Source organism: Psychrobacter sp. YP14 (assembly GCF_003209315.1).
Classification (GTDB): domain Bacteria; phylum Pseudomonadota; class Gammaproteobacteria; order Pseudomonadales; family Moraxellaceae; genus Psychrobacter; species Psychrobacter raelei.
The window spans coordinates 2,160,458-2,183,778 of the sequence record NZ_CP029789.1; the positions used below are offsets into that span (position 1 = coordinate 2,160,458).

General features: G+C 45.8%; 21 protein-coding genes. 8 read left to right on the forward strand and 13 right to left on the reverse strand.

Annotated elements, in window-relative coordinates:
• Positions 1-17: 17 nt before the first annotated feature.
• Positions 18-734, reverse strand: coding sequence for a YggS family pyridoxal phosphate-dependent enzyme (locus tag DLE54_RS08860; protein WP_110816907.1), 717 nt, complete (start codon positions 732-734; stop codon positions 18-20).
• Between the two features lie 157 nt (positions 735-891).
• On the opposite strand from DLE54_RS08860, the gene DLE54_RS08865 reads away from it, so the two are divergent.
• Positions 892-1,971, forward strand: coding sequence for a type IV pilus twitching motility protein PilT (locus DLE54_RS08865; protein WP_110816908.1), 1,080 nt, complete (start codon positions 892-894; stop codon positions 1,969-1,971).
• Positions 1,972-2,102: 131 nt separating this feature from the next.
• On the opposite strand, the gene fur is transcribed toward DLE54_RS08865, so the two are convergent.
• A complete protein-coding gene (gene fur / locus DLE54_RS08870) occupies positions 2,103-2,534 on the reverse strand; it encodes a ferric iron uptake transcriptional regulator (RefSeq protein ID WP_110816909.1) in 432 nt (143 codons plus the stop codon).
• Positions 2,535-2,818: 284 nt separating this feature from the next.
• Between fur and DLE54_RS08875 the strand changes: the two genes are divergently transcribed.
• Positions 2,819-3,193 carry an outer membrane protein assembly factor BamE gene (locus tag DLE54_RS08875; RefSeq protein WP_011961103.1) on the forward strand — a complete coding sequence of 125 codons (375 nt, stop codon included), beginning with the start codon at positions 2,819-2,821 and terminating at the stop codon, positions 3,191-3,193.
• 201 nt (positions 3,194-3,394) lie between these two features.
• Here DLE54_RS08875 and DLE54_RS08880 read toward each other — a convergent pair whose 3' ends face one another.
• The 4 genes from DLE54_RS08880 to DLE54_RS08895 form a co-directional block, all read right to left on the reverse strand.
• On the reverse strand, positions 3,395-3,733 hold the full coding sequence (locus tag DLE54_RS08880; RefSeq protein WP_011961104.1) for an RnfH family protein: 339 nt from the start codon (positions 3,731-3,733) through the stop codon (positions 3,395-3,397).
• Positions 3,730-4,839: a hypothetical protein gene (locus tag DLE54_RS08885; RefSeq protein ID WP_227535092.1), complete on the reverse strand. Its 1,110-nt coding sequence runs from the start codon at positions 4,837-4,839 to the stop codon at positions 3,730-3,732. Before DLE54_RS08885 ends, DLE54_RS08880 begins: the two co-directional genes overlap by 4 nt.
• A gap of 259 nt (positions 4,840-5,098) precedes the next feature.
• Positions 5,099-5,764, reverse strand: a complete 666-nt coding sequence (locus DLE54_RS08890) for a c-type cytochrome (RefSeq protein WP_011961106.1) — start codon at positions 5,762-5,764, stop codon at positions 5,099-5,101.
• A gap of 415 nt (positions 5,765-6,179) precedes the next feature.
• Positions 6,180-6,488 (reverse strand): c-type cytochrome, encoded by a 309-nt coding sequence (locus tag DLE54_RS08895; RefSeq protein ID WP_011961107.1) that lies wholly within the window; start codon positions 6,486-6,488, stop codon positions 6,180-6,182.
• Positions 6,489-7,202: 714 nt separating this feature from the next.
• Between DLE54_RS08895 and yihA the strand changes: the two genes are divergently transcribed.
• The 3 genes from yihA (at position 7,203) to lspA (ending at position 11,612) form a co-directional block, all read left to right on the forward strand.
• Positions 7,203-7,901, forward strand: a complete 699-nt coding sequence (yihA, locus tag DLE54_RS08905) for a ribosome biogenesis GTP-binding protein YihA/YsxC (protein WP_011961108.1) — start codon at positions 7,203-7,205, stop codon at positions 7,899-7,901.
• A 269-nt stretch (positions 7,902-8,170) separates the two neighbouring features.
• Positions 8,171-11,011, forward strand: a complete 2,841-nt coding sequence (ileS, locus tag DLE54_RS08910; protein ID WP_110816912.1) for an isoleucine--tRNA ligase — start codon at positions 8,171-8,173, stop codon at positions 11,009-11,011.
• Positions 11,004-11,612, forward strand: a complete 609-nt coding sequence (gene lspA, locus DLE54_RS08915) for a signal peptidase II (protein ID WP_110816913.1) — start codon at positions 11,004-11,006, stop codon at positions 11,610-11,612. Before ileS ends, lspA begins: the two co-directional genes overlap by 8 nt.
• 84 nt (positions 11,613-11,696) lie before the next feature.
• Here lspA and DLE54_RS08920 read toward each other — a convergent pair whose 3' ends face one another.
• On the reverse strand, positions 11,697-12,101 hold the full coding sequence (locus DLE54_RS08920) for a DUF1294 domain-containing protein (RefSeq protein ID WP_110816914.1): 405 nt from the start codon (positions 12,099-12,101) through the stop codon (positions 11,697-11,699).
• 339 nt (positions 12,102-12,440) lie between these two features.
• Here DLE54_RS08920 and DLE54_RS08925 point away from each other — a divergent pair, with 339 nt between their 5' ends.
• The gene (locus DLE54_RS08925) at positions 12,441-14,150 is read left to right on the forward strand and encodes an FAD-dependent oxidoreductase (protein ID WP_227535100.1); all 1,710 of its coding nucleotides are present in this window, start codon (positions 12,441-12,443) and stop codon (positions 14,148-14,150) included.
• 79 nt (positions 14,151-14,229) lie between these two features.
• On the opposite strand, the gene DLE54_RS08930 is transcribed toward DLE54_RS08925, so the two are convergent.
• Positions 14,230-14,922, reverse strand: coding sequence for a TIGR00730 family Rossman fold protein (locus DLE54_RS08930; RefSeq protein WP_227535102.1), 693 nt, complete (start codon positions 14,920-14,922; stop codon positions 14,230-14,232).
• 239 nt (positions 14,923-15,161) lie between these two features.
• On the opposite strand from DLE54_RS08930, the gene DLE54_RS08935 reads away from it, so the two are divergent.
• Together DLE54_RS08935 and DLE54_RS08940 are read left to right on the forward strand one after the other, a co-directional pair.
• The gene (locus DLE54_RS08935) at positions 15,162-16,127 is read left to right on the forward strand and encodes an alpha/beta fold hydrolase (protein ID WP_264755947.1); all 966 of its coding nucleotides are present in this window, start codon (positions 15,162-15,164) and stop codon (positions 16,125-16,127) included.
• Positions 16,128-16,392: 265 nt separating this feature from the next.
• The gene (locus DLE54_RS08940; protein WP_227535112.1) at positions 16,393-17,397 is read left to right on the forward strand and encodes a DUF1853 family protein; all 1,005 of its coding nucleotides are present in this window, start codon (positions 16,393-16,395) and stop codon (positions 17,395-17,397) included.
• Positions 17,398-17,521: 124 nt separating this feature from the next.
• Here DLE54_RS08940 and bamB read toward each other — a convergent pair whose 3' ends face one another.
• The 5 genes from bamB to DLE54_RS08965 all read right to left on the reverse strand — a co-directional run bounded on the left by bamB (position 17,522) and on the right by DLE54_RS08965 (position 23,314).
• Complete coding sequence (gene bamB, locus DLE54_RS08945; protein ID WP_110816918.1) at positions 17,522-18,718, reverse strand: outer membrane protein assembly factor BamB; 1,197 nt, start codon at positions 18,716-18,718, stop codon at positions 17,522-17,524.
• A gap of 155 nt (positions 18,719-18,873) precedes the next feature.
• Positions 18,874-19,710, reverse strand: coding sequence for a YfgM family protein (locus DLE54_RS08950; RefSeq protein WP_011961117.1), 837 nt, complete (start codon positions 19,708-19,710; stop codon positions 18,874-18,876).
• An 87-nt stretch (positions 19,711-19,797) separates the two neighbouring features.
• On the reverse strand, positions 19,798-21,108 hold the full coding sequence (gene hisS, locus DLE54_RS08955; protein WP_110816919.1) for a histidine--tRNA ligase: 1,311 nt from the start codon (positions 21,106-21,108) through the stop codon (positions 19,798-19,800).
• A gap of 104 nt (positions 21,109-21,212) precedes the next feature.
• The gene (ispG, locus tag DLE54_RS08960; protein ID WP_041773354.1) at positions 21,213-22,337 is read right to left on the reverse strand and encodes a flavodoxin-dependent (E)-4-hydroxy-3-methylbut-2-enyl-diphosphate synthase; all 1,125 of its coding nucleotides are present in this window, start codon (positions 22,335-22,337) and stop codon (positions 21,213-21,215) included.
• Positions 22,338-22,468: 131 nt separating this feature from the next.
• Entirely contained in the window at positions 22,469-23,314 is an 846-nt protein-coding gene (locus tag DLE54_RS08965) for a RodZ domain-containing protein (protein WP_110816920.1), read from the reverse strand.
• Positions 23,315-23,321 lie beyond the last annotated feature (7 nt).

The following is a 23,321-nucleotide window of genomic DNA, read 5'->3' on the forward strand; positions in this document are numbered from 1 at the left end:
TGCGTCTGTCTCAGCTTTTAGTCTCGAGCGCCAAAGATGGCACTGCCCACCCGAACCATAGTTGAACCTTGCTCAATGGCGTCGGCCATATCTGCACTCATACCCATACTCAGTGTGTCCCAGTTAGGCAAATCTGGATGTGCCTGCTTAATTTGTTCAAACAATTGCTTGGTGCGCTCAAAGGCATCACTGCCCTCTTTGGAGGGAATAATCATCAAGCCGCGCAGACACAGATTGCCATAGCCTTTTATAGACGTAATCAAGGCCTCAAGCTCATCAGGCAGGCAGCCCGACTTACTCTCTTCATGATCAATATTGACCTGAATTAATACATTAAGCTTAGGCAAATGGCTTGGGCGCTGAGCATCTAAGCGCTTAGCAATAATATCGCGCTCAATGGTGTGTACCCAGTCAAAAGCCTCAGCGATATCTTTGGTTTTGTTGCGCTGAATATGACCAATATAATGCCAGACAATAGGGGGTGCCGAGCTGACATCCCCATCCTCATACTTAGTGAGCAGCTTGGCCACCTGATGCTGCTTATCCACCGCCTCCTGTAGGTAGTTTTCACCAAAGTGTTTCTGACCAGCTTGAGCAAGCGTGACAATCATATCTGCAGGCTTCGTCTTAGAAACCGCCAGCAAGGTGACCGGCTGCCCAGCGCAGTGTTGCCGAGCCGCCTCAATCTGCTGTGTGACCTGTTGCCAGTTTTGTACCAGTGTTGACTGTGTCATAATCTACTCTCTTATTTATTGTAATGGGCCTCGCCTAACTTGTGTCTGCGTTACCATTATAAGTGGTGCGCTCTATTATAAGTGGTGCGCTCTATTTTATAAATGCAAACAAATACTTGCTCCTAAGCACTCCAAGCTTGTTATAGTGGGTGTCCACATGATTCAAGGGATAGATGAGGTGACACACGCTAACGCTATAGATTCGCTCACTGCGCTACTACGCCATACTCAAAGCTTAAAGGCTTCAGATCTGCACCTGTCAGCAGGAATGCCCGCCATGCTGCGAATCGATGGGGAGATAACCTCGACCAATCTACCCGCCTTAACGCATACCCAAATTCAGCAGTATATTGCCAGCACCTTAAGCCCTGCGCAAATGAGTGAATTTGAACAGCACATGACATTGGACTATGCGTTGGATGTGGCCGATGTGGGGCGATTTCGGGTCAATATATTTCAGCAGCACCGAGGTATTGCAGCTGTATTTCGTGCCATCCCCGATGCCCTATTGTCTTTGCAGCAGCTCGACTTATCCAGTGATAATAAGGCCACCTTGCAACAAATAACCCAGCTCAATCATGGGCTGGTATTGGTCACCGGTCCCACCGGCTGCGGAAAATCAACCACAGTGGCCGCTTTGGTTGATCATATTAACCAAACACGCGCCGCCCACATTCTGACCATCGAAGACCCCATTGAATTTATTTATCACGCCAAAAAAAGCTTAATCAATCAGCGGGAAGTGGCTCGCCATACCGCAGATTATACGAAAGCCCTACGCTCAGCTTTGCGTGAAGATCCCGACGTTATTGTGATTGGTGAGCTGCGTGATTTGGCCAGTATACGTTTGGCGCTTACTGCAGCTGAGACCGGGCATTTGGTACTGGCAACGCTACATACCCGCTCTGCGATTAAAAGCATCGACAGAATTGTGGATGTATTTGCGGCCGATGAAAAGGACATGATCCGATTTTTGTTGTCCGAATCGCTACAAGCTGTGATCTCGCAAATATTAATTAAGCGCCCTGAGGGCGGACGAATAGCCGCTCACGAGATTATGATGGCCACCCCTGCCATCTGTAACATGATTCGTCAAAACAAACTGGCACAAATGTATTCCGCCATTCAAACTGGTCACAGCCAAGGCATGCAGACTCTAGACCAAGCGCTCACCGATCTAATCCAGCGCAAACTTATTAGCCCACATAGCGCTCAGCATCATGCCAAATTGTGCTAGGTGATAAAAAGCGTGAAAGCGCATCTTACCTCATTTACCATAAAAAAAGCCTGTTTAAAAACAGGCTTTTAGCAATAGGCTTTTAAAAAGGCCAACTCAGTTATGGGCCAAGCGGCGCTATCACCACCTGCTTATTTAGCAGAGTCTTGGCAGTCCTCATTCGGACATAAGCCATAAAGTACCAAGGAGTGACCTGATAACCTAAAACCATGCTCCTGAGCCACTTTTAATTGCTCTTGTTCGATATTCTCGTTATGGAATTCAACAATGGTGCCACACACATCACACACCAGATGGTCATGATGTTCTTCTTGAGTGATTTCAAATACTGACAGATTATTTTCAAAGTTATGGCGCTCAACGATACCGGCCTGCTCAAACTGAGTCAGCACACGGTAAACGGTGGCTAAGCCCACATCTTCACCTTGCTCGATTAAAGCTTTATAAACCTCCTCGGCACTCATATGATGATGCTCAGCACTTTCTAATAGCTCAAGAATCTTGATACGAGGCAAAGTAATCTTTAATCCTGCTTTACGTAAATCCTGATTGGTAAATTTCATTGCGATCCTTATGACGTTATAATTGATGAACGGAACCTAAGATAAGATAACCAATTAATGCAAAATTTAGTTAAATAGTCTCGTAAGTGGTAGGCAATTGCAAGTAATTGACGTATCATTTATCAAAATCCAGCTTTTATGACATCCGCTGGTCTAACTTTGTTATCTTACCGAAACTTAATATCATTTTATAATTACCAAACTACTGGTAATTCTAGTCACTGTCTTTAATCGCTATGACCCAACTCTAGCGATCACAATGGGTAACTCTAAAACGTGAAATTATGAATATATTAAAACACTTACTTTATCCTATCGCTCTTACTGCTACTTTGACACTGACCGGTTGTTCTTGGTTTAGCGTATATACCATTGACCTGCCTCAGGGCACTCCGATCACTCAAAGCCAAGCCCAGCAAATCCAACCTGGCATGACAAAAAACCAAGTGCTTTACTACATCGGTAGTCCCGCCATGCGTGACTCACTTGCGCCAAATCGTTGGGATTACATCTATGATTATAAGCCAGGCACTTACGGTAAACGTGAAGGCAAACAAATAATCAAAAATGCCAGTCAACATCTTATCATTTATTTCGATGATGCCGATACTGTTATAAAAGTAGAGGGTGTGGAGAGCTTACCACAAACCAAGCCATAATATTTATTGCGCCTTGGCCATTAATGTGTCATACGTGCTGTTAACCAAGAAGCTTGGATTAACAGCACTGACTTCATATTCAATAAGCCGCCACCATTTGTGGGCTCATGTCTAACTTGCTGCTCTAACTTTATACCCTTAGTTTAGCCTCAAGTATCTCAAAGTTATTTTCTATTCTTGTTTGATTGTTGTTGCGGCAATTTATTGCACCGCTCTTTTTTTGCGTTTGCGCATGGGATCAATGGTCAGCGGACGATATATTTCTATGCGGTCATGTGCTTGTAGCTCATAGCTGAGCAGCTTTTTTTGAGAAAACACACCAACCCACCAGTTTTTATTGTCCACTTGGGTATCGTCTTTGTGCGCCTCACACCACAGCTTTAATTGTGGATACACCTCAAGCCACCCTGCCTGCTGCAGCGCCTGTAATAATAAGGTGCCCGCTTTTACTTGCATCTCAAGATACACCGTGTCAGTGGGCTGTGCTGGATTGGGCGAGTAAGCAAGACTGATGGGGATAAGACTCATTGATGTGTTCATGAGACAAACCAACCTACCACAGCGGCAATAATGAGCGCAGGTACTAGGATACGAATGGCCACACGCCATAAGTTATAAATGCCTTCTGACTTGAAGTTCAATGATTTGCGCATGTGGCTAATTTTCATCAACCAGCCTGAGAATATTGCCAAAACCAGAGCACTTAACACGCTTAGCGCAACCAACAGCATCGTCAATACTTTAGGGGTCGCTGTCACTACCAATAAGATGGTCAGCACTATACTAATGACAGTTGCGATGCCTAATCCAAAACGGCCAAAGCGGGTGGCGATTTGGCTGCTGGCGTAATGCATAAAAAATGCCCCGGCTGCCAAGACGCCCAGCGCATATACCAAAGCAGTAACAGGCGCAAAGCTGGTGCTACTAAAAATCAGCGCCACACTGCCGATAACCAACTGAGTTAGCCAGATAGGTAACACTGTTTTGGTCGCAATCTCTCGCGTATTGCGGCCCGCTTCAGCACTGTGATTAGGGTCACGGCTTACTAAAGGATTATTAAACCAGTAAAGACCTGTGCCGACACCGACACTGACCAGCGCCAAAGTCACCGCTCTTGCCCACTCTCCTAGGCTGCTCTCAGTCATTATGAGCGCCAATGAAGATAAATTGGGTAGCGCTGCCATCACAAAAGCAATGGCAATTAGGGCCAAAGACGCAACCAAGGTAGTGGCGCCAAGCAGACTTAATAGTCCCGCTATCACCACCATACCGACCGCCAACGCATAGCCTGGGATATCCAAGGACATGCCCATTTGTGCCGTTGCTTCAAGCACATTGTTACTGACCGCATTGATACTTAGAGCCGCTACTACCAAGGACAATAGCACCGTTAGCCAGACAAAGCTGCGCCATATTGGTGTGGTATCTGCTTGGCGGGTCAACTCTTGTATGCCTTGAGCGGGCGTCTTTTGGCTGCGGTGTGCCAAGCCAATTTCTGCATACAATAGCGGTAGGCCGACCACTACCATGGCCACCAGCCACATCAGCCAGAAGTCTAATTGGCCGGCAGGGCTAGGAACGAACCATCTAAATAACAATAAAGGCAGTAGTGCAGCAATAAACAAAGAAGCAAAACGGTTTTGCATGCTGATATCCATGGATTAAAGTTTGTAATTAAGAGCAAGCTAATTTAACAACCAGCCAATTTAAAAGTAAGCTAGAGCCTAAAACGTTGGGGCTAATCACGCAATTTAAACCACTAAGTGAGGTTTAAATCCCAATTTAAGCACAAAATAAGCCAGAAAATAATAACACCCATAATAACAAAAACCCCGAAGAACGGGGTTGATGTTTGATGATATCTTTTAGGCCAAACTTAATAAACAAGTAGGTCCTAATATCGGCTTAGTGAACCGCACCAATGAACTGTGACAATACTTTGATATCACGGTCAGACAGTCGAGAGGCCACAACCTGCATCATGCCTTTGTCACCCTCTTTGGCTGAGTCGTTAATACGCTTTTGATCACGTGTTACATCATCTTCACGACCTGCTGCACGGAACGCTTTAAGCTGAATGCCTAAGTATTCTGGATGCTGACCACCAATACGTGGGAAGCCTGCATAACCATTACCTAAGCCTTTAGGATCATGACAACCGGCACAAGCAATAACGCCGCGCTTTTTATCACCGCCTAAAAACAGCTTGCTACCTTCAGCGGCAGTTGCTGGGTTACCCGCGAAAGCACCCCAAGGTTTTTGCTGTGAGAAATAACCTGCTACGTTGGCTAAATCCTGCTCAGACAAAGCAGAAATCTGTGCCTGCATGATACCGTTAACACGATATCCGGTTTTAAAATCTCTTAACTGTTTAAACAAATAACGCACATTTTGGCCACCCAAGTTTGGCTGAGTAGGCACAACACTAACGCCAGTCATACCATGACAGGCAGCGCAGTTGTTTTCAACAATTTTTTGACCTGCCGCAACATCATATTTAGGGACAATAAGGGCTGCGCTGGCGCTGATACTGGCAATACATAGGCTGGTGGCAACGAGCAATTTTTTCATTGTAGTCTAATCCTACTAAGTCTTTCATGCGGTAGCTAAATAACTATAACCCTCGACCATAACCAAGCTGCTGAAGTAATTACAGTATCAGCAGCAACAATAATGACTGCGTTACGCCAAATTTAGGCCCAAGCGCTCAGCATATGGTTTAAGTTATAATCACTCACAGAGAATAATTAATACCATTATTATATCAATAGTTTTGTAAAAATAGCTACCCATCCGTGACATATTAGTCAAAGCACAGCAATAATTAGCGCCCATACTACAGCATAAGGGCAATAACACCCAAAAAAGCCCTGATATTATCAGGGCTTTAGCTGATAGTCTCAGCATTTTTTAAATAATAATTAGGGTCGATTGTTTTAGTTGTAATTAACTATTGCCCCGTTTTTATTTAAGGCTAAACAAAACACTACTTGGACATAAATTCAATCAAAGCGGCATAGTCAGCGCTAGACTTACAGTCATTGCAAAGCCCGCCTGCAGGCATTTGTTTTCCACCATTTCTAACCGACTGTACCAAAGCTGGCATGCCTTTTTCTGCTTTTAATTTCGCCCAAACCGCAGTATCGCCTGTTTTTGGGGCATTAAGTGCACCGGTATCGTGGCAAGCGGCGCAGCTGGCTTCATAACGCTGAGCAACATCGGCATTGCCCAATATAGGGGCACCGCTGAGTAATATCCCGGCTATTAATGGCATCATGGCTTTATTAAATTTCATTTTTGTTCTCCTTACCTTCGAATGCACCCAGCGTGCTGGCAGACTTTGAGTCAGTGTTTCGGCCTAAGGTATTCAATTTGAGTGATGTCTTGGCTTTAACGGATTCGAGGTATCGTACAAAGGGTTAGAATATCTGAGATTATTTATCGAACAGGATGCTTATGTTATGTGATCGCTTATCGCACCCTTTAAAATCAGTAAACAGATATTCACTTAAATACTATTATGAAGGCATTTGTTTAAATTTCAATTAATAACTGACCAGCGTGATAAACTTTTTGTAACCCCTCTTTGTGCAAGAGGCTTTGCCGACCTAGTTATTTAATACACTTATAATAGCATTTTATGGCCACTTTTTAGGTCTATAATGTCAATCAATGGGTTTAATAAAACTAAATATTAACACCTTATATTTTATTTTTATTAAATACTGTGCTTTTCAAAGTTACACCCAAGCAAAAAAAATAACACTTTTGACGGGTAACTGCAGCACTGACATGCCTCATTATTCAAGCTATAAAGGGGGGCTATTATCATTCAAGCGTAAGACTGGTTATAATGGGGATAGTTATAAATTTGAGCTGACTGCCCACTTATCTGCCTTTATAGGTAACTATTCTTATATACTTGCCTTTTATTGAATATCTAATTTGCCTTTATTAACTGTTAGTATGTATCTATTTTTATTATTTAGTTCAAAACTTGAGACACCCTATGGCTAATGCACCAAAGACCAAAAAACCCAAAGCACCTCAATATATTGCGCCAGAATCGGCTTCTGACTTATCACATTTGTCTCCCAGAAAGCGCTTAGAACAAACTGAGTTTTTGATGTCAGCGCCTACTTTTAAGCTGTGTCCACCTGACACCGGCTATGAAGTGGCTTTTGCTGGCCGCTCAAACGCAGGCAAATCTTCAGCCATCAATGTATTGACCAATCAGCGCCAATTGGCACGCTCTTCAAAGACACCGGGACGCACCCAGATGATTAACTTCTTTACCATAGGTAATGAAGAAGCACGGTTGGTGGATCTGCCAGGTTATGGCTATGCCGCTGTGCCTGAGAAAATGAAGCTGGTATGGCAAACTGAACTTGAAGAGTACTTAGTGTCACGTGAGAGCTTGGCAGGTTTGGTACTGTTAATGGACAGCCGCCATCCGCTAAAGTTTTTCGATGAGCAGATGCTACGCTGGGCCAAAGATGGTGAACTACCTGTGCATGTTTTACTCACTAAAGCCGATAAGTTTAAATACGGTCCGGCCAAAAACATCTTATTACAGACCAAACGAGAGCTTGAAAAACTCGATTTGCCCTTTTCGATTCAGCTTTTCTCCTCTCTAAAAAAAGAAGGTATCGATGAGCTGTCTGAAGTCATGGGCCGCTGGTTAAGAATTGATGGCCAAGCTGAGTAAATCTACAACCTGAATTTTGTGCCAATTACCCTTAAGCTAGGTTTTATTTTATAATGAGGACGTTTTGACTCATTTATGTGGCCAGCGACCTATGATTTGATATTTAATAACGCTGGCCCAACCTATTTAAACATTGACCTATTGAGATTAAGGTAGCGCTCATAGCCTGCGCCATAGCTTCAAAGCTTTTCATATTTTATAGCCCCCCTTTGAAGGTATTGAGCGTATATTTTAACTTTTGTTTTAACTTAACATATAAGACGGCTTCTATGACTGATTCAACGACTTCAACCCCCGATTACAAAGACACGCTAAACCTTGCAGACACAGCCTTTCCAATGCGAGGTAACTTGGCCAACCGCGAACCTGATTGGCTAAAAGCTTGGGAAGCAGATGATGTGTACGGCAAAATTCGTCAAGCAAAAGCCGGACGTGAAAAATACATTTTGCACGATGGCCCTCCATACGCCAATGGCCAAATTCACTTAGGCCATGCAGTAAACAAAGTCTTAAAAGATATTATTGTTAAGTCCAAAACACTTTCAGGCTTCGATGCGCCTTATGTACCGGGCTGGGATTGTCACGGTCTGCCTATCGAACAAAAAGTAGAAGCCAAAGTCGGCAAAGTGGGTCAAAAAGTATCTGCCACTGAATTTCGTGGCCTATGCCGTGAATATGCACGTAGCCAAGTTGAGCTACAAATGGCTGACTTTAAGCGTCTGGGCGTATTTGGCGACTGGAATAACCCTTATCTGACCATGAACTTTCACCAAGAGGCCAACATTGTACGCGCCTTAGGTAAGATCTACGCCAATGGCTATGTCACCCGCGGCATGAAGCCTGTAAACTGGTGTCTAGATTGTGGCTCATCACTGGCTGAGGCGGAAGTGGAGTATGAGGATAAAACCTCAGATGCTATCTATGTGGCTTTTGACTTAGTGGACCCAAGTCAAGTTTTGCCAGAGGGCAATAACGACAAAACCTCAGCGGTTATTTGGACGACTACCCCTTGGACCTTGCCGGCCAACCAGGCCATCGCGGTCAGCGCGGAGGTTGAATACAGTGTGGTGAAGACCAGCAAAGGCAACCTTATTATTGCCAGCGAACTGGTGGATAGCGCCCTACAAGCCTTTGGTCTAGACAACCAAGGCGTTATCACCACCCTAAGCGGCGATAAACTAGAGCTGATAAAAGCGCAGCACCCGCTTATCGCTGAGCGTCAAGTGCCCATCATTTTGGGCGATCATGTGACCACTGATAGTGGTACTGGCCTAGTGCATACAGCACCTGCACATGGTGCCGACGACTATATTGTCAGCCTACGCTACAACCTATCTGTCGTAAACCCTGTGGCGGGCAATGGCGTGTATTTAGACACCGCCAAAGTCTTCGTGGGCGAGCATATTTATAAGGCTCAGCCAAAGATTATTGCCCAATTACATGACAGCGGTCATCTGCTAAAACATTATAAGATGGAGCACAGCTATCCGCATTGCTGGCGCCATAAGACTCCTATTATTTTCCGTGCCACACCGCAGTGGTTTATCCGCATGGACCATCAAGTAGCCGGCCGCAATAATACCTTACGTGAGCAAACTCTGACCGATATTCCAAACGTCACTTGGACACCGGCCTGGGGGCAGAACCGTATCGAATCTATGGTCGCAGGCCGCCCTGATTGGTGTATCTCACGTCAGCGTACTTGGGGCGTCCCTATTCCCTTCTTTACCCATAAAGACACCGATGAGCTGCACCCTAATACGCTTGAGCTGATGGAAGACATTGCACAGCTGATCGAAAAAGGTGGCGTGGAAGCTTGGTTTGATGCGGATGCCAAAGATTTCATTGGTGATGATGCCAATGACTATGTCAAATCGACTGATACTTTAGATGTGTGGTTTGACTCAGGTACCACACACTTTGCCGTGTTAGAACAAGATGATGCGCTGGTCAATCCAGCCGATATGTATCTTGAAGGCTCAGATCAGCATCGCGGCTGGTTCCAGACTTCGTTACTAACCTCAGAGGCGATGTATGGCCGAGCGCCGTATAAGCAAGTGTTGACTCACGGATTCGTGGTGGATGAAAATGGCCGCAAAATGAGTAAGTCTTTGGGTAATATCATCAACCCCCAAGATGAGATCAACAAGACCGGCGCTGATATGCTACGTATGTGGATCGCCTCAAGTGATTATCGTTATGAGATGAATGCTGGTAAACAGGCGTTTAAAGGCGCAACTGATATGTATCGTCGTATCCGTAATACTGTGCGCTTCTTACTGGCCAATACCGATGACTTCAATCCAGAAACTGACAGCCTAGAGATGGATGAGCTGGTAAGCTTGGATAAATACATCATGCTGCGTGCCCAAAAGGTGCAGCAAGCTATTATCACCGCTTATGATGCGATGGACTTTCACCAAGTGACTCAGCAAGTCACCGCGTTTTGTTCACAAGACTTGGGTGGTTTTTATTTAGACATTATCAAAGACCGTCAGTACACCACCATGGCGCAGGGTAAACCTCGCCGCTCAGCACAAACGGCCATGTATCATATTGCTCATGCCTTGCTACGCTGGATTGCCCCTATCTTAAGCTTTACCGCTCAAGAAGCTTGGGAAGCCTTACTAAAAGAGCGTGCAACAGGCGACAACGCTTATGTATTTACTCAAGAGTGGTATCAGCTGCCTGACTTTAGCATGCAAAAAATCAGTGAAGCGGACTGGGCAATTATCTTAGAGGCCAAAGACGCGATTAACAAGGTTATCGAGGGCGCCCGTGAAGCCAAGTTGATTAACGCCAACTTATCAGCGGCCGTCAGTATTTATACAGATGGTGATGTCTATAGCAGTCTGGCCAAGCTAGAAGATGAGCTGCGCTTTGTATTAATCACCAGCTCAGCGGCGCTGCATAAGCTTGATGACAATACCGTAGGTAATGAGACGGAGCTTGACAACCTACGTGTGGCGGTAACCCCAGCCGAGGGCACCAAGTGTGTGCGCTGCTGGCACGTGCGTGATGATGTGGGCACCGACCCAAGTCATCCTGAAATTTGTACCCGCTGCGTCAGCAACATCCAAGGTCCAGGCGAGGTTCGTCATTATGCCTAAGACTTCAGGCAATACCCAGTCAAGCTCTGATGCCGTAGAGACCAAGCCGGCCTATGCGACAGCCACACCAGGGCTTAGCAAGCGCCCTAGACTGATTGCCAATGGGCCTCGAGCGCTGATGTGGTATTTGTTATCGCTACTGGTTATTGGTCTTGATCAGTGGACCAAGTGGATTGCCAATACCAAGCTTAATTTCCATGAGCCAGTACCCGTTATTGAGCCGATTTTAAATTGGACTTTGGCGTATAACTATGGCGCCGCTTTTAGCTTTTTGGCCGATCAAGGCGGCTGGCAAAAATGGTTTTTTGCTGGCTTGTCGTTGGCGATGTCTGTGTTTTTGGTGGTTTATCTTACCCGCGCCCCGCGCCAAGCCAAGCTGCTTAACGTGGGTCTGGCACTTATCTTAGGCGGTGCTATTGGTAATTTAATTGATCGGGTGCGCATCGGTAAGGTCATTGACTTTATCCATGTGCATTATGCTGATGTGTGGCATTACCCCATCTTTAACATCGCCGATATTGCAATTTGTGTGGGTGTGGCCATCGTGGTGATAGATATGCTATTTTTAGAGGGCAAACGCAACGCTAAATATCAGGCTTAAGCCCGGCTACGCTTTACCGGCTACGTTGCAATAATTAGTTAGCTTTATTTACGCTTTAGTTTTTACCAAAAGCAGCAATAGTTGTTATAAACGCGAGAGATCACCGCCTGAGATAAGATATAACAAGCCTGCCAAATTAATGAGCACTGTTAAATAATATCTCAGCCGAAACTTGGGCTTTTGGGTTTTATGACGCAGCTGATGTTGAGCGATCATAGCACCCACCCAGCCTCCAAGCAGGCTCAGTACATGCAGCGTACTTTCAGGGATACGCCAGTTATGCTGCTGCGCCGCTTGCTTGTCTTTGGCATAGACGGCATAAGTCAGCACACCGATAACCACATACCAGCCTAACACATGCCAGCCAATACTGCCCTTAAATACTAATAAGCTTAGCACCCCATAAAATCCAAGCCCCATAAATAGCGGCTGCTTAGATTGAGGGCTGCGATGCGATTGGCTGCGCTTTTTTATTGAAGTTTTTTTCATTTAAGCCTTGTTGTTCTACTGTATTTTGTATTGAAATCAAGCTTGTATATCATTGCTGTCATCACCATAAATATCTATACCCGCCCGTTGATACGTTTGTGGCGGCTTTTGTCGTGGCCTGTGTATTAGCTTTTACACTACGGTGCGGCAACAGTGATCATCACCGATATTTGTTATTCTAAGTATATTGTAGCAAAAACCATTTTTTGCCTATCCTTTGTTTATAGCGTGTTTATAGCGTGTTTATAGCGTGTTTATATCGCCCCTTTGATTTGGCGGCGCTAACCTTATTATCTAGATCTGACTATAATGATACCTCCAAATATAATGACCACATCTATGCAAAATCATATTGGCGCATCGCATGACCCTTTAGCCTCCATCTCGCCGACTGCACCTTCTGCCTTGATACCACTAAAGGTGGGGATTATAGGTGGCGGGGTAGCAGGCTCCACCATTGCCATTCGCTTGGCGGCGCTGGGTGTACAGACCTATTTGTTTGAAACCAAAGCCAGTTTGATCGATGGGCCACCTATGTGTCATTTACATGCTGGCGGTAATTTGTACCGGGAAATCCCAGACGCAGATTGTGTGGCGCTGCTAAAGCAGTCCATTGATATGCTGCGTATGTATCCGCACAGTATAGATGTGCGCCCCACAGTCATTGCCATCCCCAAGCGTGATGACGGAAACCCCAATGACTTGTTGTCCAGATTGCAGCTGCTCACTGCTGAGTATCAGGCAATGATTACCGCCGACCCCGCCAACAAAGTGCTTGGTGAACCCGAAGAATATTACCGCTTATACGACCGTCAGCGCTTAGAGCAGCTTATGGCCTCTGAGACACTGACGCCAAAATCTATGGATCAATGGATAGCAGCGGCAGCGCGGCAATTGGATCTTAATAAACTTAAGTTTCCTATTGTGGCAGTCAATGAGTATGGTTGGAATATCTTCCGACTGGCAGCTTCAGCACAAACGGCGCTAAACTATTATCCCAATGCACATCTCCTACTCAATACTCAAGTGGTGGACGTCACTGAAGTGGCCTCTACAGCTCAAGTACAAGTAGCTCATAACCGCAGTGATCAGGATGAACCTAAAACTGCCGTTGATGAGATAACCCATCGAAATGCACGCTGGGAGATTCATTATCACACGCTTGAGCATTGTGACCAACACAGCAGTGACCATCCGCTAGATAATACCGAGCCAAATCAGCAGCACTCGATACAAGTAGATTATTTAATCAATGCCTGCGGTTTTAGAACCGGCATTATTGATAATATGCTTGGCGTGCCGGCGCAGCGTATGGTGGAATTTAAAGCCTCTTATGTCACCCATTGGCCACAACCAAACACCGATACTTATGAGTCAGATACTGTTGATAATTTTGCCCACTGTATTGGCTCAAGCAGTCACACTCACTTACCGGAGATTATCATTCATGGCAAGCGAGGCACTCCGCATGGCATGGTACAGCTTACCCCTTATCCAGAAGGCTATTATCAAATCCACAGCATGAATAAAGCCGTGACTTTATTTAATGATGGCTTGGTAGCGACCACCGATAATGATGCCCAGCCTGAGCTTGAGCCTAAATACTTAGACTTTATCGATGAGGGATGGAATCCCAATACCTTACACGAGCGCAGCCAACGTGCCATTGATCAGGTCAGCGAGTTTGTGCCGCAGTTTGCTACCGCCAAACCCACAGAAAATGCCCTATATGGTGGCCAACAAATCCCAGGCGATAATGACACGCTACGTGTCGCTGATGTGAGCTTATACCCTGAGCTGGCCTATGCAAGAGCAGAAAACGTTAAAGCCTCCTCTGCTCTTGAAGCCTCAGATGATATCGTGGCTCAGTTGATTGCCCAAGGCTTGATACAGCCACAGCCTGAATGTGAGTTAGCTCGGCAACAGCATCACTGGTCCTATCTGGCCCCCACCCAAAAGCAAGACATTGATCGCTTGGCGCTGAAGTTTGCAAAAATTCGCGCCTTTCCACCAGCTATGTCAGGTGTGGTGACTCCCCTATCACGCTAAAACTTGTGACACCAAAAGATAAAAAAAGGGCGGCTTATTTAACGAATAAGCCGCCCTTTTTTTGGGGTGCTGAGTGATATCAGATCTTGTGAGTAGCCACAGGATCATCAATGTGCACGTACTGATTGAGCAAATCAATGGCCTCATCAATGCGGTTACACACCACCAGTCTTTCTAAGTCTTGCTGCTTCATAAACCCTTGCTCAGTGGTGTGATTAAGGTGCGCTATCAGGGGATCATAAAATCCATTGATGTTTAGAATAATCATAGGTTTTTCGTGCTGATACAACTGGCGCCAAGTGGCAATCTCCATAATCTCTTCAAGAGTGCCAAGCCCTCCTGGCAGGGTGATAAAGGCATCAGCGTACTCTGCCATAATTGCTTTGCGGGTGTGCATGGTATCGGTCAAATGAAGACGCGTCAGCCCTTTATGAGCAATCTCATGATCCAGCATAAAGCTTGGTATCACGCCCACCGCTTGCGAGCCACCTTCAATGACGGTATCAGCCACAGCGCCCATCAGTCCTATACTTGCGCCGCCATAGACCAAACCCATGTCATTTTTTGCTAAGGCAGTACCCAGCTCTCTAGCTGCTGCTTCATAAACTGGGCTATTGCCCATGCGTGACCCACAGTATACCGCCACAAGACGCTGCTTGATTGAGGCTTTGTCTACTACCTGTGTCACATGCTCAACATCTTTACTGGTTATGGTGGTGCTATAGCTCATGTTCGTTGCGCTATTCGCTTGAGTGTTTAAGGATTGTGTCATAAATAAGTGCCATGTTAAGAATTAAATATCGGTATAAATAATCAGATGAACCATAATAACATAGTCTGTAATAACACAATTTATCACTGTGTTCTGATTTAGTTTATCGGCTGTACAAAACGGCAAATTAGGTGACTTGTCTGTCTACATTGATCACACTATAACCCATAAAAATTGAGTATTATAAGTAACTATTAACTCTATCTTAACTTAAGACACTCACTTACAGGGCAGTTATTATGAGTACATCTCTTGAGAAAACCACCAATATTAACGATTTAAAGCATCAAGCCGTTAATACCACTGACTCAAACTCACCCAGCACCTTAATCATTATGACGGAGCGTAATCAGCCACTTACCGCCACGCTGTATTTGCCTGAGCAGACCTTAGCTGATGACATCAAAAACGCCATTATGATAGCGCCAGCCACCGGCATTAAACGCTGGTTTTATAACAGCTTTGCTACCTATCTTGCCAGTCAAGGCTTTGGGGTGATTACTTATGACAATGAAGGCATTGGTGACTCATTAACCTCTGCGCTCTCTAAATGTGATGCGTCATTAATCAGCTGGGGACGTCACGATGCCACCGCCGTACTAGACGCCTTGCAGCAACAATTTCCAAACGCCAAATACCATCTGGTGGGTCACAGTGCAGGCGGTCAACTTATTGGCTTAATGCCCAATTATCAAGCACTGTCCTCTGTATTCAACGTGGCCTGCTCCTCAGGCCGTATTAAGAATATGGAGCTACCTTTTAAGGCACAAGCTATGGTCTTTATGGACGCCGCCATTCCGCTAGGCAATCTTATCTTGGGCTACACGCCCTCTGATAAATTTAATATGGGTGAGCCACTGCCGCGTGGCGTGGCCAAGCAGTGGCGTGATTGGTGTAATGGCAAAGGCTATATCAAGACCGCCTTTGGCAAAACTGTATTTACCCATTATTATGATGAATTAGATACCCCCTCACTATGGCTTAACTTCACCGATGATGACATTGCCAATGCCAAAAACGTGGACGATATGCTCGCTGTATTTACAGCCATGCCAGCCAAAAAACGTATGATAAGCCCCAAGGAATTTGGCTTAAACCACATCGGCCATATGAAATACTTTAGCAGTAAAACCCATGCTAAAGCGCCCAAGCTTTGGCAAATGGCAACCGACTGGATTGTAGAGCATGGTGATGTATCAGCTTAGCGTATCGGCTTAGCATGGCTCGCACAAGTTAAGATTAATGCCATAAAAAAGCTTTCTGGCTGCCGCTTAGAAAGCTTTTTTTTGTCTCTGCTGTAAACTGGCACTCTCGCTTTATCGGTGAGTATTGCCACATTTAATCTCGATAAGATGCCAAGTATCATTTCGGTAAGTGCTTGCTATGATAGATACACCCTATACCATGGCGCTTGTTATACTCGCCATATCACTTTAATAAATGCCCATTAATATAACTGATATAACTGATATGACTGATATTCGCGCTTCACAGATATCCTTGCAGACATCTGGGCCATGGCAGCAGTATAAGCGCCCTTTCGTTCGCGACTTGGCCTTTGCGCTTGCCTGCCCTGATGCATTGACCCACTGGATATCCCCCAACTCAAATCTGGTATCGCCTAAGATTGATGTACATCCGCCTGATTTTTGGTACACACAATACACCACTTATGCTGAGCGCTTGCATCACTTAGATAACACCACAGCTTATCAGGAGTTAACACGTTATCTTATGTCACGGCCAAGCCCTTATCGTCTGGGCTTTCACTTTGAGGGGTTGATGCATTTTTGGTTAGAAGATGGTTATCGCCTGCAATTACACCCCTATGAGGTCGTCGCTCATAATGTTCAGCTGTATAACGGCATGCAGACCACCGGCGAGCTGGATTTTATTTTGCACAATAAAGACACCAATGAGATAGAGCACTGGGAGCTGGCAATAAAGTTTTATCTAGGCTCTGCACCTTATGGCTTTGCCAATTGGGTCGGTATCAATAATAAGGACACTCTTGAGCGCAAATTGACGCATATGCAGACCAAGCCGTTTCGTAGTCTATGGGTAGATTTGGATTTTTATGAAAAGGTAAAAATTGATAAACGTTACGTGGTGATGAAGGGGCGGTTTTTCCGTCCCAATGAGGCCAGTTTTGTACGTCCACAATGGCTAAATGAGCACTTCCCCTTACACACTTGGTATCAGGTTGACAGTAAAGCTGAGCTTGACGCCTTAGCGATGCCCAATTTGCGGCCAGCACATTATATTGAGTGGATTACCAATCGCCCCTTTTATGAGTCCGGATTTTTGACTCAAGGTAGGCCATTGCTACTCGACCCCACGCTTAATAAGGCTGAGCTGAGTCGGCGCCGTCACCGTTTGGCCCAGTGGCCGTATAGTCTGTTACGCCTTGAACACATTGATACCAATTTATATTTTAATGAGCAGCAGCCCGTGGTGCTGGTAAGACCGCAATAAGTACCATGCATGACACCTATAACCACAACCCACAAGCATAAAAAATCCTCTTTAACGGCGGTTAAAGAGGATTTTTAAAGCAACTGATTATTTAAATCCGTTAATTAAGCTGAATAAGCTACCACTAACGGGCCATGCGCCATACGCTAACTTGACCTGATTTGGTTTGAGTCAATAGATAGCCTGAAGCTGAGGTGAGCTTATTAATAGCGCCTTTAGTCTGAGTGCGGCTAACAATACGGCCATCTTCTGGCGATAAGAAGTGCACCACACCGTCCAAGTCACCAATAGCAATGTAGTTACCCACACGCTCAGGGTTACTGAGCTGACGATACGCTAGGTCATCATTTTCCCATAATAATTCACCAGTTTGACGGTTGTAAGCTTTTACCTTACCGTCTAAAGTGGTGCTGATCACTGCTCTGTCCGTCACAGCCAAGCTGTTTTTACTGGCGGCCTCTTGCAAAAAAGTAACCTGACCACTTGCTAAATCTGCGGCCAACAGCTGACCACTATAGCTGACTGCCAATAGCTGACCTTGATCGACTGTAGGGGTACCATCGATATCCGTCATGCGCTGAATTTCACTGGCGCCTGAAGGGATTCCCACACGGCGGTTCCATAACGGGATACCGGCCTCAATATCAACAGCGTGCAAACGGCCATCTGCACCGCCTAGCAGCGCGGTACGCTGATCTAGCAAGGTAGGCTTCGCACTGCCACGCACACTGATGCTTGGTGTTTGAGTGGTGAATTTCCAAATCGACTCACCGGTTTGCAGTGACAAGCCATGCATCACGCCATCATTGGCAGAAAGCAGCACTCGATTATTGTGAATAAGCGCTGGTGCTAGTACGGTACCACTTAGCTTGTTTTGCCATTTGATGCTGCCATCTGCAGTATTTAAGCCCACCACACGTGCAGACTTCGTGGTCACTACGGCAGTTTGACTGGCGCCGTCAAATGCCACGCCGCCCACGATATCCTCTTTTAAGTCAGTGCTCCATAACGCCTGACCATTAAGACCATAGCTGGAGACTTTGCCTGAGTTTGAAGCAGCTACGATTTGTTTACCATCAAATCCCACCTCAAAGCGGTTGACGTCCGCAAGCTTTGAGCGGCCGCTAACATTGGTCTGCAGCACTGGCTCCACCACATTAACAGACTGCTCTAGCTGCACCAATTTGGTGGGCTTATGCTGTTCAGGCTTAATGGTTTTGCCACAAGCAGAAACCAAGGCAATAGACACACATAAAAGACTAATTTTAGAAGCTTGTGCTATAACACCGGCTCGTGAGTTTGGGGTTTTGTTGTTCTGCATATTAGATCAGCTCAATTGGTTAAAAGTCATAGCACACTAAAAAACGGCTTTAGGGTTTTTGGTACTAATCTTATTGTTGTGTATGTTATAACAAATTCGGTTGTAAACAAAAAGTCCAATGGCCTATTATTGTACTTACTTATTGTAACGCAGGCTTACTGAGCCTGACCTGCCTCACCTTGTGCATCCGACGCTTGAGCGGCTGCCAGCTGCGAGAGCGCGGCTTCAAGAGCAGCATCTGATTCACCCTCTGCAGGCTGCTCCACATTCTCAGGCATATTCACAACAGGAGTCGTCGGTTCAATGGCTTCAGGCGTTACCCCTAAGCTTTCAAGCTTTAAGCGCAAAAACGGACGCTCTTCATGACGCTTAGACAAAAGGCTCCATGCGTTTTGATAGGCACGCAGCGCTTTTTCATCTTCTTTTTGAGCCAGATAAATATCACCCAATAGCTCTTGCTGAGTCGCTTCAAAGGCCACAGGCACATCGGTAGATGCTTGAGTTAATGCGCCATCGATATCCCCATCACTCAGTAGCACAGAGGCATAACGAAGCTGGGTTAACGCATGAAGACCTGGGTCTTTAACATCAATCTCCATCGCCTTTTTTAAGGCCGCAGCGGCGGTTTTATAATCTTTTGCATCCACAGCATTACGCGATTTAATCATCAGCGCTTGCCAAGCATAAATGGTTGAACCATGCTTGGCCACAAGATCATCAATGTCTGAGTTGAGCTTTTTGCTGGCGGCGGCATCTACTTGTGGCGCACCCATTAGCTCATCATTGGCCGTCTCAATAGCCGAGTACTTATCGGCAGCTACGGTATCGGCTTTTAGACCCGAGTTTTGTAGATAGGTCCAGCCAAAGTAACCAATTAATGCCAATAAAATAGCACCTATGATATAGCCGGCAGCCTGCTTTAGCTTGTCCATTGAAGGGGTCTCACCGCTGTTGTTCAAGTCTGGTGAAGTGGGCGTGGGACGTTTGGCCATAAATCTACCTAATATATTAATAACTAAATATTTAAATTGCGGCGTACTGCCGAAAGCTCAAAACAAGGAGCAATAACTGCTTGGTGATTATAGACGAAAGTTTTCGGCGCTGTGTAGCCATAATTTATCTTGGCTCACCTGCTCACCAGTGTGCATGGTCTTGACACTAATGGTGCCATTTTCTACTTCATCTTGCGCTAAAATCACAGTTAACTGAGCCCCTGATTTGTCGGCTTTTTTCATTTGCGCCTTTAGACTGCTGGCACTGGCCATTTTCACTCGCAGATCACTACGTGCCTGTCTTAACGACTGAGCATACAACAGTCCCTGCTGGTATAAGTCGGGATGCACCACAACGAATACATCACAAGCAGGTTGTACTTGAATAGGGTTCACGGCTTGTACCAATAACAATAAGCGCTCAAGACCCATAGCAAAGCCGACGGCGGGTTCTGATTTGACCGCTTTGGCTTTGTCTTCTGACTTACCGATAGATTTGAGCTGACCGATAAGTCCATCATAACGACCACCGGCACAAACTGTGGCCTGCGAGCCGAGCTTGTCAGTGACCCACTCAAATACGGTTTTGTTGTAGTAATCCAGCCCGCGAACCAAGTTTGGATTGACCACATACTCGATGCCTAAGGCGGTCAAATACGTCTTTAGCTGCTCAAAGTGCGCTTGACTGTCTTCGCCTAAGAAGTCAGCCAAGCGAGGCGCTTCCATTAATAAAGCTTGGGTATTTGGGTCTTTGCTGTCTAAGATACGCAGCGGATTGGTGGTCAATCGGCGCTGACTGTCTTCATCTAACTGCTCTTTTTTGGTCTGTAAAAACTCAACCAACGCGCTGCGATAGGCTTTGCGCTCATCAAGCTCCCCTAAGCTGTTAATCTCTAAGCTGAGCTCATGGTCAATGCCTAAGCGCTGCCACATTAAGTAGGTCATGGCAATCAGCTCAGCTTCCACATCCACATGCTCACTACCAAAGGCCTCCACCCCTAATTGGTGAAACTGACGGTAGCGGCCTTTTTGCGGCTGCTCATAGCGGAACATCGGACCCATGTACCAAAGCTTCGGACTGTCGCCGCGCAATAAGTTATGCTCAATTACAGCACGGACAGCACCAGCGGTGCCTTCTGGACGCAGGGTAATGGGGGTTGGCGGGTCAGACTTATCGGTGAAGCTGAACATCTCTTTTTCTACGATGTCTGTGGCATCGCCAATGGCGCGTGCAAACAGCTGTGTCTCCTCAACGATAGGCAAACGAATCTCTTCGTAACCGAACTGATCTAGCGCTTGTTTTAACATCGCCTCTAGTTGTCGCCACTCGCTACTGGGGCGACTGGTGGCGGTCTCTACCTGCAAAATATCGTTAAACCCTTTGATTGATTTGATCATACTTATTGCCCAGATTATTTTTTTGAGAAACGCTTATCTTGCGTTTTATAAGAACAAAGCAGCCATTCACAAAATGGCCGCGTTACATTAGCCCAAAGTGCTCGCTACTGGCTACCATCGACGCGTAGGATTTCATTGGCAGCTTGTTTTTCGGCCGCCGCCACACGCTCACGTACCATTTTTTCGATATTATCTACCAAGGTGTTGGTATCAATGAGGTGGCTCTTCTCACCTTGCAAATACACCAGTGAATTGGGGGATGCACCCACCACCCCGATATCTGCCTCTTTGGCTTCACCAGGCCCATTCACCTTACAGCCGATAACCGACACATCCATCGGCACCCGTACATCTTCTAAACGGGCCTCTAACTGATTCATCACCCGAATAACATCGAACTCTTGGCGTGAACAGCTGGGACAGGCAATAAAGTTAATGCCGTTGGCACGAATATTAAGTGACTTTAGAATATCAAAGCCAATTTTAATTTCATCTTCAGGCTCGGCTGCCAATGAAATGCGGATGGTGTCGCCGATGCCGTCTAATAACAAACCGCCTAGAGCAATGGCAGATTTGACCGTACCGGTACGATAAACACCTGCCTCGGTTACGCCTAGATGTAGTGGATTATCAATTTGTTGCGATAACAAACGATAAGCATCTAAGGTCAAAAACACATTACTGGCCTTCACCGATACCTTATATTGATCGAAGTTTAAGCGATCTAAGATGTCAATGTGACGCATGGCCGACTCGACCATGGCCTCACCGGTAGGCTCGGTGTATTTGCGCTGAATCTCTTTTTCTAATGAACCGGCATTGACCCCGATACGAATGGGAATATTGTAATCGCGGGCACAGGCCACCACTTCGCGCACTTTGGCATCATTACCAATATTGCCTGGGTTAATGCGCAAGCAGTCTGCACCCGCTGCCGCCACAGCCAATGCAATCTTATAATCAAAATGCACATCAGCAATCAAAGGGATATTGACCCGCTTTTTGATTTCGGCAAAGGCAGCTACCGTGTCCATGGTCGGTGTTGAGATACGCATCATATCGGCTCCTGCATCCACACAGCGCTCAATCTGCGCGACTGTAGCATCCACATCACAGGTGTCCGTATTGGTCATGCTTTGTACGCTAATGGGGGCATCTCCACCGACTGCCACATCACCGACATAGATTTTTTTGGTTTGACGACGTTTTATTGGAGAGGGAGTTGACATAAGACTTCTCAGTTGACTGGACATTTATAAAAAGCGTATTACAAGGTAGGTCGGCCAGCAGCGCATAAACGTCTATGTCGCTGCCGCTTTTATGTTTAAAGCTTGCCAAAAATAAAGATGATAAAGACCTCTTACGGCGCTAGGCTAAAGTTGGCTTTATTGTCTTGAGCAAAATCGTTTAGCTCAATGGGCTGACCATTTAAATTCAAGGCCACATTTGAAACTTGATCAATTTGAATTTTAAAGGGTGCTTTACCCGCAAGCTTGTAGCTACCTGCAGACTGATTGCCGCTTAATAAGGTATTACCTGTGGCATCTACCACATTTAGCTGCGTATTGGCACTGACTGTCAAATCCAAATTGGCATCAGTGGTGTTGCTTGCAACCGCTGAGCCTGTATTATCTAACGCACTACCGCCACTGACCACAGCGGTATTAATGGCAGCGCCTGCCGACTGTTCGCTGTCTGATAGATCATCGACCAAAGCGTTGTCATCGGTTTCAACAGCGGTCGCATCTTGCGCATTAGAGACGGTGCGAATTAAGAATACCGCCAACACAATCAGACCGATAACCCCCAGCACCAATAAAGGATTGATACGAATAGAGCGTCGGCCTTCGCGTTGTAATGTACCCATAGGCTTAAGTGGCGACTCAATATCATCGACACTCTTTTTCTTTAGCTCATCGGGATAGTTACGGTTAAAGCTATCAACGATTTGGTCGGGATCTAAACCCAAAAACTTAGCGTAATTAATCACAAAACCACGCGCAAAAGCTGCTTGAGGCAACGATCTAAAATCTTCAGCTTCAATGGCTTGTAAATGACGGTTTAGAATAAATAGCTCGGCAGCCACATCATCTATGCTCAGATTTTTGTTGATGCGAGCCTGCTTGAGTCGATTACCAAATGAGCCGACATTTTGGTTGGATGTGTCTAAATTAGCGGTTGACGGGTCTTTTTTATCTATGTCCATGATGCCT